Below are 13,381 nucleotides of genomic sequence, written 5' to 3'. Positions count from 1 at the left end.
ATCGATCCAATGGGTTATTTGTCGCCGTGTGATCGATTGGAGCGATAAATGGCGACGTACCTGCCGACCTTGAAGCAGTTGCAATATCTGGCGGCGCTCCAGGACCACGGCCATTTCGGCCGCGCGGCCGAGGCGTGCTTCGTGACGCAATCGACACTATCGGCGGGAATCCGCGAGCTTGAGACGCTGATCGGCGTGACGCTGGTCGAGCGAACGCGCCGCGTCGTGCGCTTCACCCCGCTCGGCGACCGGATCGCCGACAAGGCGCGGCGCGTGCTGCGCGAGGCCGAGGAACTGGGAGACATGGCGCGTGCTGCCGGGCGCCCGCTGTCGGGCGAGATGCGGATGAGCGTCATCCCGACGATCGCGCCGTTCATGCTGCCGCGCATCCTGCCGCGGCTCCGGCGTGATTATCCCGACCTCAAGCTGTTCCTGCGCGAGGAGCCGAGCGGGCCGGCGTGCGAGGGGCTGCATCACGGGCGCGCCGATTGCGTGCTGCTCGCTTTGCCCTTCGCGTGCGGCGAAGTATCGTCGCAGACGCTGTTCGAAGACCGGTTGTTCGTCGCGGGGCAGCCGGCCGAAATGGGCAATATCGACCGGGCGATGCCGCCCTCCGAGATCGACGAGACGCGGCTGCTGTTGCTCGAGGACGGGCATTGTCTGAAGGACCATGCGCTGTCGGCTTGCGCGCGTCCCGAATTGCGCGCCGAGGCGACGATGCTCGGGACATCGCTCCACACGATCGTGCAGATGATCGACAACGGCCTTGGGCTCACCATGCTGCCCGAAATGGCGCTCAAGGCAGGCATTCTCGATCATACCAGCCTAGTCGCGCGCCCGCTCGACGCGGCCAATCCGTCGCGCAAGATCGCGCTCGTCTGGCGACGCGGATCTCCGCGCGAAAAGGACTTCAAGCTGCTTGCCACTGCACTCGCCGAAGCGGTGTGACGAAACCATTTCGGCTCTGAACCGTATTTGTGACACGCCGTTCATCGAGCGCGCGTCCCAATCGAGTGGAGAATCGCGATGACCTTCAAGACCAACCTGTATCTTTCGGCGATGGCCGGTGCCATGATCATCGGTGCCGCAGCGACCGCGCAAACCGCGCCCGCCCCCGCCGCTGGCGCGACCCCGATGGCCGGCGCACCGATGGCGGCCGCCCCCTCAGCCGGCGCCAACCCGACCGTCGGCGGCGCCGTGATGGACGCGACCAAGCCGATTGCCGTCAACGCCTCGGCCGCACCGAACCTCAGCACGCTCGTGACTGCCGTGAAGGCCGCTGGTCTCGCCACCACGCTTTCGGGCCCAGGTCCGTTCACCGTGTTCGCGCCCACCAACGACGCCTTCACGCGTCTCGCCCCCGGTACGGTCGACACGCTGATGAAGCCGGAAAACAAGGCGACGCTCGCCAAGGTGCTGACGTACCATGTCGTGCCGGGCACGCTGACGCTGGCTGATCTTCAGGCGAAGGTGACCGCGGGCGGCGGCAAGGACTCGCTCGTCACGGTCGAGGGCGATCCGCTCGTCGTCGAAACGGTCGGCAGCGCGGTGCAGCTGACCGACGTCAACGGCAACAAGAGCTATATCGAGACCGCCGACGTCAAGCAGTCGAACGGCGTCGTTCACGTCGTCAACGGCGTTGTGCTTCCCAAGCTCAACTAACGCTCTCGCGGGCGGCACTCCGGTGCCGCCCGCGTTTGCTTCAATCCATATATTTCAGCCCGGCGCGGAGATAATCCCAGCCGGTGATGGCGGTCAGCGCGGCGGCCACCCACAGCAGGGCCAGTCCGATCTGACCCACGACCGGATAGGCCGGCACCGCGCCGCCGAGGATCAACCCGCCGAGCGCGACGAGCTGGATCGTCGTCTTCCACTTCGCCAGCTTCGACACAGGGACCGAGACCTGCAATTGCGCGAGGAACTCGCGCAATCCCGACACTGCAATCTCGCGCAGCAGGATGACGAGCGCCGCGATTTGGTGCACGCCCTGGATCATCGCGGGATTGCCGTCGCGTGTACCCACCAGCAACAGGATCACCGCCGCGACCATGATCTTGTCGGCGATCGGATCGAGGAAAACGCCGAGCTTCGATACCGTCCCCTGCGCGCGCGCGAGATAGCCGTCGAAATAATCGGTGATGCCCATCAGGCAGTACAAAGCGAACCCGGCGGCATAGCCATCCGACCAGCCCGGCCACCACAGGAACCAGGCGAGCAAGGGCACCGCGACGATCCGCGACAGGGTGAGCAGGTTGGGCAAGGTGAGCACGCGTCACGCTCTAACCGTCCGATCGGCTTGGTGAAACCCCATCCGCACCGCGCGCAATCGAGAAGCAGGTTGCTGGCGGCATACCGCCTAGTCTATGGGCAGCCCTTATTCTGCCATTTCGAGGCCGTGAACACACCATGCTCAACGCGCTCGGCTTGCTGAAAGAGCGCCGATTTCTGCCATTGTTCGTCACTCAGTTCCTGGGCGCGTTCAACGACAATCTGTTCAAGACCGTGATGGTGCAATTCGCGATCTACAAGATTTTTGCAGACCCCAAGCTCGAACAGAATTTCACCGCGTTCGCGACCGCGATCGGGATCCTGCCCTTCTTCCTGCTCTCGGCGCTGGCCGGGCAGCTCGCGGATACGCACGACAAGGCCAAGATCATCCGGATCGTCAAGCTGGCCGAGATCGGCATCATGATCGTCGGCGCGGCGGGTCTGATGATCGCGTGGGGCGGCTATACCGTTCCCGGCCTGATCCTGATGCTTGCCGCCGTGCTGTTTCTCGGCGTGCACTCGGCGTTCTTTGGCCCGATCAAATATGCGATCCTGCCGCAGCATCTGCACGAGGACGAAGTTCTCGGCGGGACCGGGCTGGTCGAATCGGCGACGTATATCGCGATCCTGATCGGCACCGTGCTCGGCGGGTTCATGGCGGTGCAGCATGCCGCGATCGTGGTGCTGGTCGTCGCGGTCATCGGCTGGGTCGTCTCGCTCCAGGTTCCGCCCGCCTTGCGCGAAGGCAAGGAGCTGGTGGTCAGCTACAATCCCTTCACCTCATCGTGGCGGCTCATTTCGGGCACGATGCACATCCGGCGGCTGTTCCTGGCGATCTGCGCGATCAGCTTCTTCTGGACGATGGGCGCGGTGTTGATCATCGTCTTCAATCCGCTCGCCAAGAACGTGCTGACCGCCGACAAGCATGTCCTCACCCTCATGATCGCGCTGTTCTCGATCGGCGTGGCGATCGGCTCGGTACTGATCAATGCGCTGCTGAAAGGGCACACTTCGGCGAAATATGGCCCGGCCTCGGTGCTCGCGATGGGCGGCTTCATCGTCGCCTTCTCGTTCCTGTGCCGCTCTTGGCCCGCGGCGCCCGCCGGCACGCTGTACGACGTGATGACCTTCATCGAGACGCCGCGCGCCGCGCTCGTCATCGCTTCGCTGATCGGTATCGCGGTGACCGGCGGGATGTTCGTCGTGCCGCTCTACGCCTTCCTTACGACGACCGTCGCGAAGGACGAGACCGCGCGGACCGTGGCGGCGAACAATGTCGTCAATGCCGGCGCAATGACGATCGGCGCGATCGGCGTGCAGGGGCTCGCGATCGCGGGTGTCTCGCCTGGGAACACCTTGCTCGTCGTGGCGGCGATGTGCCCGATCTCGGCGTGGCTCGCCTATAAGCTCCACCTCGCCTGCGACTGAGCGGCGCGCGGCGCCTTCAGAAGATGAAGGTGTAGAAGCAGATGAAGAACGCCGCGAAGCTCAACGCGAACAACCGCACGTCGCTGTCATCGCGATCGCGCGCGCGCGCGATCCGCGATTCGACGAAAGCCTGGCGGAACGGGTGACGTGCGCTTGGCGCCTTGAGCGAAATCGTATCCTGCATGACGCTAGTTAACGCGCCGTTTACGATTTCGAAGCACGATTCTTATGGTTAGCAATGTCTAAATCCGGGACGGGGCCCCTACCGCCCGCGCCGCGCCCGCCGGGTCAGCGCGCTTCGTAAAGTTCGAGCGGCAAGCCGTCGGGGTCACTGAAAAAGGTGAAACGCTGATCGGTATAGGGATCGATCCGGATCGGCTCGACAGCAACTCCCGCAGCCTCGAGCCGAGCGACGACCGGGTCGAGCGCGGCGACGCTGAACGCCAGATGCCGCAGCCCGGTCGCCTCGGGATAAGACGGCCGCGGTGCCGGTGCGGGGAAAGAGAACAGCTCGATCTGCGCCGTCCCGATCCGCAGATCCGCCTTCCACGATTGCCGCTCGGCGCGGTACACTTCGCGGATCAACTCGAGCCCGAGCAGCTCGACATAGAAGCGCCGCGAGCGATCATAATCGGTGCAGATCAGGGCGACATGGTGGAGCGAGTCGAGCATCCGCGTGGCTCTACGCGGGCGGATCCTCGGGGCCAAGCCGTCGCGTCGCAAGGTGCGCCTCGCGGCACCTGGCGTCGTATCCCGCCCCGAATGTCGTCGAAGCGGCTGGGCTCCTATGGTCGCTACGCTTCGCGCGGCATGTCGGCTTTCCGAACCCCGTTCGGCAGCACCGGGATATCGGAAACCCTGCAGACTTCATAAGGATGAATGGTGGGCCCGGCAGGACTTGAACCCGCAACCTAGCCGTTATGAGCGGCCAGCTCTAACCAGTTGAGCTACAGGCCCCCCGCCCGCTCGTTAGCGCCCTGCCCCCGAAGCTGGCAAGCCCGCAGCGACAATCACATCCTCGAGCGACGCCGCCTGCACCCCGCGCCGCGCGAGATCCGTCAGCACCGCGTCCCACCACGCGTAAAACCGCGCCAGGTCAGCCGCATCGCGGACATAGGGGGTGTGGCCCGGCGCGAGTGACGGCGAGTGGAAGGCAAAGTTCAGCAAGCGAAGGCCCTCTCCCGTCGCCACCGCGATCGCCTCGAGCGCATCGCGCAGCGGCATGTCCTCGGGCGTCAGCGCGACCCGCGACAGCAACCCAGCCCGCGCGAACAGCCCGCGCCCCTTGGGCACGGCGCCCAGCGCGCGATACAGCCGCGTCCCGCCACTGCGCAGCCAGCCGGTGTGGATCGTCGTCAACGGCAGCTCGACCAGCTGTGCGTCGGGGCCGGTGCGGAAGGCGGCGTTGCCGATCTCGGCGAAATCGGGGCCGCCATCGCCGCTATAGGCATAACCCGACCGCATCGAGCTATCGATGCGATAGCCGCGCTCGGCGAGCAGCCGCAGCGTGTTCGGCCCGATGCCGTAGCGCCCGGCGCGATAGGCGATCGGCCGCGTTCCCGTTCCCGCCGCGATCGCGTCGGTCAGCACATCGATCTTCGCCGCCTCGAGCTGCTCGGGCAGACTGCCGGCATAGCTGTTCGACGGCGTCAGCGCCTCGTCGAACGGGGGATTGACCCACGGGTGCAATTGCGTGCCGACCGCCGACACGCCGTCCTCGAGCACGCCAGCAAGCGTCGCGATCGCGTAGGCGTCGGTCGCGATCGGATAATCGACCATATAGGTCAGCGGCACGCCGTGATCGGCAAAGCGGCGGTGCGCCGCGGGGAGCGCCGCGATCGCCGACACGCCGTGCGTATCGCGCGTCAGCGGGGCGTTCCAGTCGAACTCTTCCTCGGTATCGACGAGCACGATGAAGCGCGTGCCGAACGCCGACGGCCACGCCACGAGATCGCGCGGCTCGGGCGCGCGCGGGCGATACCCGGGGGGTGGCACGCTTGCAGCCACGGTCAGTTGCTGGAAACCTGCTCCATATCGGCAGGAAAGGCGACCGGAAGGCGCAAAGTCAAGCTCTTGTCGCCGAGCGTCAGGCTCCCGCGCAGTTCGACGGCGAGATTGCGCGCGAGCCGCAGCGCAAACCCGGTCCCGAGCAAGGGTGCACCGCCGGACTGGTCGGCGCGATCGGCCTCGGATTCGGCGTCGATCGTCAGCAGCGTTTCCTCGGCATAGGCGGCGAGCGCCTTGGGCCGATCGAACACGATCACGACTGCACCATCATCGCGCCTCGCGACAACACCGATCCGGTCGCCAGCGCCGCCGGCTGCGACGAGCGTCGCGAGCAAGCGCGCGATCAGCCGCTCGACCGCGCGATCATCGCCGAGGATAGCCAGGGCGGGATCGTCGACCTGCAGCTCGAGCACGGTGCCGCGCAGCGTCGCGAGCGGCGCGAGATCATCGGCGATCCGCGTCAGCAGCGGTGCCAGCGGGACATCGGCGGCGCGCAGGTCGAGCGCGTGCGTCTCGATCCGCGCGGCCATGTCGATATCGTCGATCGCCGTGAGCAGGCCGCTCGTCTGGCTGCGGATCACACCGGCCTGTTCGCGATACGGCTGCGGGACTGGCCCGAGCATCTGCGCTTCGATCATCTCGGCAAAGCCGGCGATGGCGTTGGTCGGCGTACGCAATTCGTGCGCGAGCTGGCGCAGCGCGTCGGCGGCGGGGTTGCGCGCCTCGCGCGTCGGTTCGGCGGTTTCGTCGGCACGCGGGCGCCGCGCGCTGCCGCGATAGCCGGTGAAGCGGCCCGTCGTCCGGTCGAACACCGGGATCCCGGTGATCCGCCACGGACCTGCCGCATCGGACGTGCCATCGACCACCAATCGCGCGTCGCTGAAGCCGGCGCGGCGCCGGAAGGCGCCTGACGCGACGCCATCGACCTGCGATCCGATCGCCCCGTGATCGAGCGTCAACCCGATCAGCGGGGCGCGCGCGGCGCCCTCGACCCAGCGCAGCACGCCCGCGGCGTCGGTTTCGAAGCGGAAGGTCTCGGCCTGGCGTGCCGCCGGGACGAACGGCTCGGGCTGGATTTCGAGCGGTGGCGGCGCGGGCGCCTCGGCGCGCTTGCGCTGATAGGCGTCGATCCGCGCGACGAGCTCGGCAATCGGGAAAGTGCCCGATTGCGGCTTGTCGGGCTTCGGATCGGCGCTCGGCGGTGCCACCGAACCGCCTTCGCTCGCCTGTTCGGCGCGGCGCCGCGCCTCGGCTACGAGCGGCATCGATGCGGCGACCGAGGCAATCGACAGGAAGGGCGAGACGGGCGCGATCGTCTCGGGAATGGCGAACGGCTCGGGTTCGGCTTCGAGTATCGGCTGGGCGATAGGCGCTACGATCTCCGCAGGCGCCGGGATTTGGGGTGGCGCAACGGCGTCTGCGACGGGCTCGGGCGCGCCGAGCACGAAATCGACGCTTCCGAAGCTTTGCAGCGCGCGCGTCACGCCGTCGGCCAAATCGCGGCGGTGGCGGAGCACCGAGCGCGCGGCTGGCGACAGCGTGGGAAGGATCGCAGCCCACTCACCGGTCGACAAATCGGCAGTACGCAGCATCGGCGCAGCGATGGCGAGCTCGTCCTGGGCGAAGAAAGCCACCAGGGCTGCGGGCGGCGTGGCAAAAGCCAGCGCGCGCGCGCTCGCCGCGCGGATCGGCGGCGGGACGTCGCGCCGGATCGACGCGAGCCGCGCGATGGCAACGTCGGTTGCCGCAACACGCCCGCGACCAATCAGATCGACCAGCTGCCGCCACGTCGATTGCGCACCGAACGGCGTCGACATGTCTGCCGAAAGAACCGTGTCGAGGCTGTCGTCGAAGCGCAAGTCGGATCGTTCCCTGTGGTCGCCCATCGCGCCGTAAGAATTTCTTAACCGGGGGGAGGACTCGGTGGAAGCCCAAGATTTCGAGGCGTCGCATTGTGGGACAATTGCGTTCGCCGGCAATTATCTTATGCTGGGGGCAGAGCATGCGACGCGAAAGACGCGTCGCGGGGGAGCGGCACGTAATGAGCTTTGATTCGATCGACCGGCGTATTCTGGAATTGCTCCAGGACGACGGACGAATGACCAATGTCGAACTGGCCGAGCGCGTCGGGCTGACGGCACCGCCGTGCCTGCGGCGTGTCCGCGCACTCGAGGAAGCCGGGGCGATCCGCGGCTATCACGCCGAGATCGATGCAGCAACGCTCGGGTTCCCGATCACGGTGTTCGCGATGGTATCGCTGCGCAGCCAGGCCGAGCACGATCTCGCCGCGTTTGAAGAGCATGTCGCGACGATCCCAGAGGTCCGCGAATGCCACATGCTCAATGGCGAGATCGACTTCATCCTGAAGATCGTCGCGAGCGATCTCAAGAGCTTCCAGGAAATCCTGATGACGCACCTGACGCCAGCGCCGAACGTGGCGAGCGTCAAGACATCGCTGACGATCCGCACCGCCAAGGCGCTGCCCGGGATCCCGATCCGATCGGCGTAGAGCGGACGGGAAGTGCGGCGATCGAACGAACGGATGGTCTTGCGCTCCGGTTCGGCCTAGGCGGCAGCGATGTCTGACACATCGCCCGCCCGGATCATGTCGCAGCGCGAATTCGTCGCCTTTGTCGCGGCGTTGATGGCGGTCAATGCGCTGGGCGTCGATCTGATGCTCCCCGCGCTCGCCGATATCGGCCATCGCCTGGCGATCGCCACCGCGAATCAGCGGCAGTGGATCATCACGATCTACATGCTCGGCTTCGGCTCGGGACAGTTGGTCTACGGACCGCTCGCCGATCGCTACGGACGCCGGCCGGTACTGCTGATCTCGCTTCTCGGGTTCGTCGGGGCGAGCGTGTTTGCTGGCGGGTCGCAGACCTTCGCGGCGCTGCTCGGCGCGCGCTTCCTGCAAGGGCTGATGTCAGCCTCGACGCGCGTGCTCGCTGTGGCGATCGTGCGTGACCGCTTCTCGGGACGACAGATGGCACGGACCTTGTCGGTCGCGCAGATGATCTTCTTCCTCGTACCCATCCTCGCGCCCAGTATCGGACAAGTGCTGCTTGCATTCGGACCGTGGCGCTTCATCTTCTACGCGCTCGCCGCGTTCGCCGCGTTCGTGCTGAGCTGGACGTTCTTTCGGCTGGGCGAATCGCTGTTGGTCGAGCGGCGCTCGCCGCTGTCGCTCGCGGCGCTCGGCCAGGCGTATCGGCTGACGCTGACCAACCGCTATTCGGCCGGTTATGCGGTGGCGGCGTCGATGACCTTCGGCGCGATCATCGCGTTCGTGTCGTCGGCGCAGCAGATCTTCGTCGAGGAATTCCATGCCGGCACGCGCTTCACGATCCTGTTCGCGATCTGCGCCTTCTCGATGGGGTGCGCGGCCTTCGCCAACAGCCGGCTGGTCGAACGGCTCGGGACGCGGCTGATCTCGCAATCCGCCTTGCTCGGCCTCATCGCGCTGTCGGTGCTGCATATCGGCGTGATGGCGGCGGGCTTCGAAACGCTGCTGACCTATATGGTCTTCCAGGCGCTGAGCATGACGTGCATCGGCCTGTGCGGTTCCAATTTCGGCGCGATGGCGATGGAGCCCGTCGGGCATATCGCCGGGACGGCGTCGTCGATCCAGGGCTTCATCACCAGCGTCGGCGCGGTCATCGTCGGTTCGCTCATCGGCCAATCGTATAACGGCACGACCTATCCGCTCGCGATCGGCTATCTCGCGATCGGGCTGGTCGTGCTGGCGATCGTCTATTGGGTCGAAGGCGGCCGGCTGTTCCACGCACACCACGCGCGCTGACGCCGCGGGAGAGTTTGGCCAGCAGGATCGGGCGGCGCACCCACGCGTCAAGCCGAGCCGGTTGCGCTTGCGGTCGCCCGAAAAGAGCAGAGGATGGACCCGCGAACGGGCGGCCGTAGCGGGCAAGACCCCCATCCTAGGAGAGTGACGATGGACACGAGAGCCGGCAAGGAAGTCCATGACCTCATCGGTTTCGTCGGACTACGCGCGCATGCCACCGCGGTCGGCTTGCTCCAGCTCTCGGCCGAACTTGTCAAGGCCGGCGTCCTGCAGGAAGATGCGGTAACGCGGATCAAGGCGGCGATTGCCGACGAGCTCGAACTGTCGCGCCCTGCGACCGTATCGAAGGCCGAATTTGACCGCACGACACGCCGGCGGCTCGACCGGCTCTTCGCTGGCGACGAGAAGCTCGCGCCGGGTCCTGCAGCAGAGCCAGCGACCGAAACCGGCGCGCACGCAGCCGAGCGTTCTTCCTGATCGAAGTTAATTCCCGAAGAAAGCTGTGCTTTTCGCGGGACCAAAATCGTGTCTCCGCCCGTTAGGACGCTCCTGACGCTGGGAGAGATTGACGCGATGCCGTGCCGATCATGAGCGAGACAAAGCGTGCGGCGGGTGCCGTAATCCCCGTGTCGGAACAGCCCCTTGCTGCTCGCTGACGCCAATCCGCCAGCGCCTGAAGCGCGCCAGACCGAGCGTGATGCGGCGATCGGAATTGTCGCGACCAAGCTCGCGCAAGCGGCCGCGACGCACGACATTCTCTACATCGCAACCGACGAACAACGCGCCGAGGCCGTGGCCGCAGCGCTCGCCTGCGCTGAGCCCGATCTGCTGGTCGTGCACAGTCCGTCGAGCGACGCGCTGCCAGGCGACACCGCGCCCGCCTCCCCCACCAATGTCGGCCGCCGCATCGCCGCATTGCGCCGGTTGCGCGTCGCGCTGACCGAGCAGCAGCGCGTCGCCTTCATCACCACCGCCGAGGCGGCTGCCGCGGCCTACCCCCCGCCCCCGGCGTTCGACGATGCCCCCCCGACGCTGCGGGTCGGCGACCATGTCGACATGACGGCGCTCGCCGAAATGCTCGGCACGATCGGCTATGTCGCCGACGACCGGGTCGACGAGCCGGGCGAAATGGCGATGCGCGGGCAAGTCGTCGACCTGTACCCCGCCGACGCGGTCGCCCCCGTACGCATCGAGATCGTCGACGGCGCGATCAGCGCGATCCGGCTCTACGATCCGATCTCGCAGCTCGGCACCGAGCCGATCGAGTCGATCCAGGTTGGCCGCGTGTCCGAACCAGCGCTTGGCGCCGACTGGGAGTCGCTGTTCGACCATGCGCCCGACGCCGTGATCGCGATCGACCCCAAGGGAACGGCGCGGCGCGATCGCTACGTCGGCCTTGCCACCAGCGCCGCCAAGGCGCGCGGTCTCGACACGCTGCCGATCGTCGATCGGAAGCGCTGGGACAAGGCGCTGAAAGGGCGCACGATCATCGCGGTCGCCGCCGCCGACGAACAGCCCGTCCCACGCTTCGTCGAGCGCAAGGCGGCGGGTCGCGCTTTCTCGCGCTTCGCCAAGGCGGCGCTGGCGCAGGGGGACCGGCTCGTCCTGCTCGGCGCGGCGCGCGACATCCGTTTCCTCGCGCCGCGCCTCGCCAAGGCGCAGGGCATCGCCTTTACCAAGATCAGCCATTGGGCCGAGGTCGCGACGCTTGAACCGGGCAGCGCGGCGATGCTCGACATGCCGATCGACCATGGCTGGCAAGCGCCCGGCCTCAGCGTCGTCGCCGCAGCCGATCTGCTCGGCAGCCGCGTCCAGGCGACGCATGCGCCGTCGGATGCCGCGGCGGCGCTGCGCGGCGACATGGGCGACATCCGCATCGGTGACGTCGTGGTCCACGAGGATTTCGGGATCGGGCTCGTCGCCGGGGTCGAGCCCGTCGGGGTCGATGCCGATGGCGGCGACGCGATCGTCCTCGAATATGCCAATGAGGGCCGGAGGCTGGTGCCGGTCGCGGATGCCGACCGCATCTGGCGCTATGGCGCCGACCAAGACGCGGTCGCGCTCGACACGCTCGACGGGTCGAGCTGGGAGAAACGCCGCGGCGCGATCGACGCAGCGGTCGCCGAGAGTGCGCGCGGGCTGACCGCGCTCGCCGCCGAACGCGACCGCAAGACCGCCGCGGTGCTCGAGCCCGAAGTCGACGCCTATGAGCGTTTCGCCGCCGAGTTTGCCTTCACCGAAACCCCCGACCAGGCGCGCGCGATCGCCGCGACGCGGGCCGATCTGGCGGCGGGCAAGCCGATGGACCGGCTCGTCGTCGGCGATGTCGGCTATGGCAAGACCGAGGTCGCGCTCCGCGCCGCCGCGATCGCGGCGCTGGCGGGGAAGCAAGTCGTCGTCGCCGCGCCGACGACGGTGCTGGTGCGCCAGCATCTCGAACTGTTCAGCAAGCGCTTCGCCGCGACGGGCCTTGTCGTGTCCGGCCTGTCGCGGCTGTCGAGCGCGGCCGAGAAGAAGGCGGTCAAGGCCGGTCTCGCCGACGGATCGATCGCGATCGTGATCGGCACTGGTGCGGTGGCTGCGAAGGGCGTCGCCTATCGCGACCTTGGCCTCGTCGTGATCGACGAGGAACAGCGCTTCGGCGCGGCCGACAAGGCCAAGCTGCGCGGGCTCAACGCCGATGGCCATGTGCTGACGCTGACCGCGACGCCGATCCCGCGCACCTTGCAGGCCGCGCTGATCGGGCTGCAACAGGTATCGGTCATCGCTACGCCCCCGGCACGGCGCCAGCCGATCCGCACCAGCGTCGGCAGCTTCGATCCCGTCACGGTCCGCACCGCGTTGCTGCGCGAACGCGAACGCGGCGGACAAAGCTTCGTCGTCGTCTCGCGGATCGAGGATATCGCGCCGATGGCCGAACGGCTCGCCGCGCTCGTTCCGGGCCTCACGATCCGGCAAGCGCACGGCAAGCTGCCCGCCGCCGAAATCGACACCGCGATGGTCAGCTTCGCGAACGGCGATGGTGACGTGCTGCTCGCGACCAACATCGTCGAGGCCGGGCTCGACGTGCCGCGCGCCAACACGATGATCGTCTGTCGCGCCGACCGCTTCGGCCTGTCGCAGCTCCACCAGCTGCGCGGACGCGTCGGGCGGGGCGGGCGGCGCGGGCAGATCCTGCTGCTCACCGACCCCGAGAGCAAGGTCGCCGAAGCGACGCTCAAGCGGTTGCGCACGCTCGAGGCGCTCGACAAGCTTGGCGCCGGCTTCGCGATCAGCGCGCGCGATCTCGACATGCGTGGCGCGGGCGATTTGCTCGGTGATGCGCAGGCCGGGCACATGAAGCTGATCGGCGTCGATCTGTACCATTACCTGCTCGAATCGGCGCTTCGCACCGCGCGTGGCGAACATGTCGAGCGCTGGACGCCCGAGCTTCATCTCGGCATCGCGGGCAATCTTCCGTTGGACTGGATCCCCGAGGACGATGTGCGCGTCGCGCTTTACGGTCGGCTATCGCGGCTCAGCGAAATGGCCGCGCTCGACGCGTTCGAGGCCGAGCTCGAAGATCGCTTCGGGAGTTTGCCACCCGAGGCGCATGCCTTGCTGACGGTCGCGCGATTGCGCGTGCTCGCGTTCGGCGCGCGGATCGCGCGGATCGACGCCGGCCCCGCGGCGATAGCGCTGACGCCGCGGCACGATTTCGCCGACGACGCGGCGGGGCTCGAGGTGAAGGGCGACCGGCTGCTGCTGCGGAGCGCGCAGGACGACGCGATGGCGCGGCTCGGCGTGATCGAGACGCTGCTCGAAGGACTGTCGAGCGACACTTGACCTTGCCGCACCGATTCCTGTCTGTAGCGTGAACCAAAGCGACCGGTTGAG

General features: G+C 67.3%; 12 protein-coding genes and 1 tRNA gene. 7 read left to right on the top strand and 6 right to left on the bottom strand.

Annotated features, from left to right (window positions below; genetic code table 11):
• The first annotated feature begins 48 nt into the window (after window positions 1-48).
• Window positions 49-948 (top strand): hydrogen peroxide-inducible genes activator, encoded by a 900-nt coding sequence (locus ACP7C5_RS05120; RefSeq protein WP_322163209.1) that lies wholly within the window; start codon window positions 49-51, stop codon window positions 946-948.
• 78 nt (window positions 949-1,026) lie between these two features.
• The gene (locus ACP7C5_RS05115; RefSeq protein ID WP_426263427.1) at window positions 1,027-1,662 is read left to right on the top strand and encodes a fasciclin domain-containing protein; all 636 of its coding nucleotides are present in this window, start codon (window positions 1,027-1,029) and stop codon (window positions 1,660-1,662) included.
• Between the two features lie 40 nt (window positions 1,663-1,702).
• Here ACP7C5_RS05115 and pgsA read toward each other — a convergent pair whose 3' ends face one another.
• The gene (gene pgsA / locus ACP7C5_RS05110; protein ID WP_133188913.1) at window positions 1,703-2,269 is read right to left on the bottom strand and encodes a CDP-diacylglycerol--glycerol-3-phosphate 3-phosphatidyltransferase; all 567 of its coding nucleotides are present in this window, start codon (window positions 2,267-2,269) and stop codon (window positions 1,703-1,705) included.
• Between the two features lie 137 nt (window positions 2,270-2,406).
• Here pgsA and ACP7C5_RS05105 point away from each other — a divergent pair, with 137 nt between their 5' ends.
• Complete coding sequence (locus ACP7C5_RS05105; RefSeq protein WP_426263426.1) at window positions 2,407-3,696, top strand: MFS transporter; 1,290 nt, start codon at window positions 2,407-2,409, stop codon at window positions 3,694-3,696.
• A gap of 16 nt (window positions 3,697-3,712) precedes the next feature.
• On the opposite strand, the gene ACP7C5_RS05100 is transcribed toward ACP7C5_RS05105, so the two are convergent.
• From ACP7C5_RS05100 to ACP7C5_RS05080, 5 genes are all read right to left on the bottom strand, one after another.
• A complete protein-coding gene (locus tag ACP7C5_RS05100) occupies window positions 3,713-3,880 on the bottom strand; it encodes a hypothetical protein (RefSeq protein WP_322163205.1) in 168 nt (55 codons plus the stop codon).
• Between the two features lie 104 nt (window positions 3,881-3,984).
• On the bottom strand, window positions 3,985-4,368 hold the full coding sequence (locus tag ACP7C5_RS05095) for an SMU1112c/YaeR family gloxylase I-like metalloprotein (protein ID WP_133188917.1): 384 nt from the start codon (window positions 4,366-4,368) through the stop codon (window positions 3,985-3,987).
• A 208-nt stretch (window positions 4,369-4,576) separates the two neighbouring features.
• A tRNA-Ile gene (locus tag ACP7C5_RS05090) sits at window positions 4,577-4,653 on the bottom strand.
• A gap of 12 nt (window positions 4,654-4,665) precedes the next feature.
• Entirely contained in the window at window positions 4,666-5,691 is a 1,026-nt protein-coding gene (locus tag ACP7C5_RS05085) for a polysaccharide deacetylase family protein (RefSeq protein ID WP_426263425.1), read from the bottom strand.
• A gap of 14 nt (window positions 5,692-5,705) precedes the next feature.
• The gene (locus tag ACP7C5_RS05080; RefSeq protein WP_426263424.1) at window positions 5,706-7,562 is read right to left on the bottom strand and encodes a histidine kinase dimerization/phospho-acceptor domain-containing protein; all 1,857 of its coding nucleotides are present in this window, start codon (window positions 7,560-7,562) and stop codon (window positions 5,706-5,708) included.
• Window positions 7,563-7,744: 182 nt separating this feature from the next.
• Here ACP7C5_RS05080 and ACP7C5_RS05075 point away from each other — a divergent pair, with 182 nt between their 5' ends.
• The 4 genes from ACP7C5_RS05075 to ACP7C5_RS05060 all read left to right on the top strand — a co-directional run bounded on the left by ACP7C5_RS05075 (window position 7,745) and on the right by ACP7C5_RS05060 (window position 13,330).
• Entirely contained in the window at window positions 7,745-8,212 is a 468-nt protein-coding gene (locus ACP7C5_RS05075) for an Lrp/AsnC family transcriptional regulator (protein WP_133188921.1), read from the top strand.
• A 96-nt stretch (window positions 8,213-8,308) separates the two neighbouring features.
• Complete coding sequence (locus ACP7C5_RS05070) at window positions 8,309-9,505, top strand: multidrug effflux MFS transporter (RefSeq protein ID WP_426263903.1); 1,197 nt, start codon at window positions 8,309-8,311, stop codon at window positions 9,503-9,505.
• 150 nt (window positions 9,506-9,655) lie between these two features.
• Window positions 9,656-9,982 carry a hypothetical protein gene (locus ACP7C5_RS05065; RefSeq protein ID WP_426263423.1) on the top strand — a complete coding sequence of 109 codons (327 nt, stop codon included), beginning with the start codon at window positions 9,656-9,658 and terminating at the stop codon, window positions 9,980-9,982.
• Window positions 9,983-10,147: 165 nt separating this feature from the next.
• Window positions 10,148-13,330 carry a helicase-related protein gene (locus ACP7C5_RS05060; protein WP_426263422.1) on the top strand — a complete coding sequence of 1,061 codons (3,183 nt, stop codon included), beginning with the start codon at window positions 10,148-10,150 and terminating at the stop codon, window positions 13,328-13,330.
• Window positions 13,331-13,381: the final 51 nt, after the last annotated feature.

It is taken from the genome of Sphingomonas sp. PWP1-2 (assembly GCF_049898305.1).
Lineage (GTDB): Bacteria > Pseudomonadota > Alphaproteobacteria > Sphingomonadales > Sphingomonadaceae > Sphingomonas > Sphingomonas glacialis.
The sequence above is the reverse complement of the archived record's forward strand: the minus strand, read 5'-3'. Positions and strand labels throughout refer to the sequence as shown.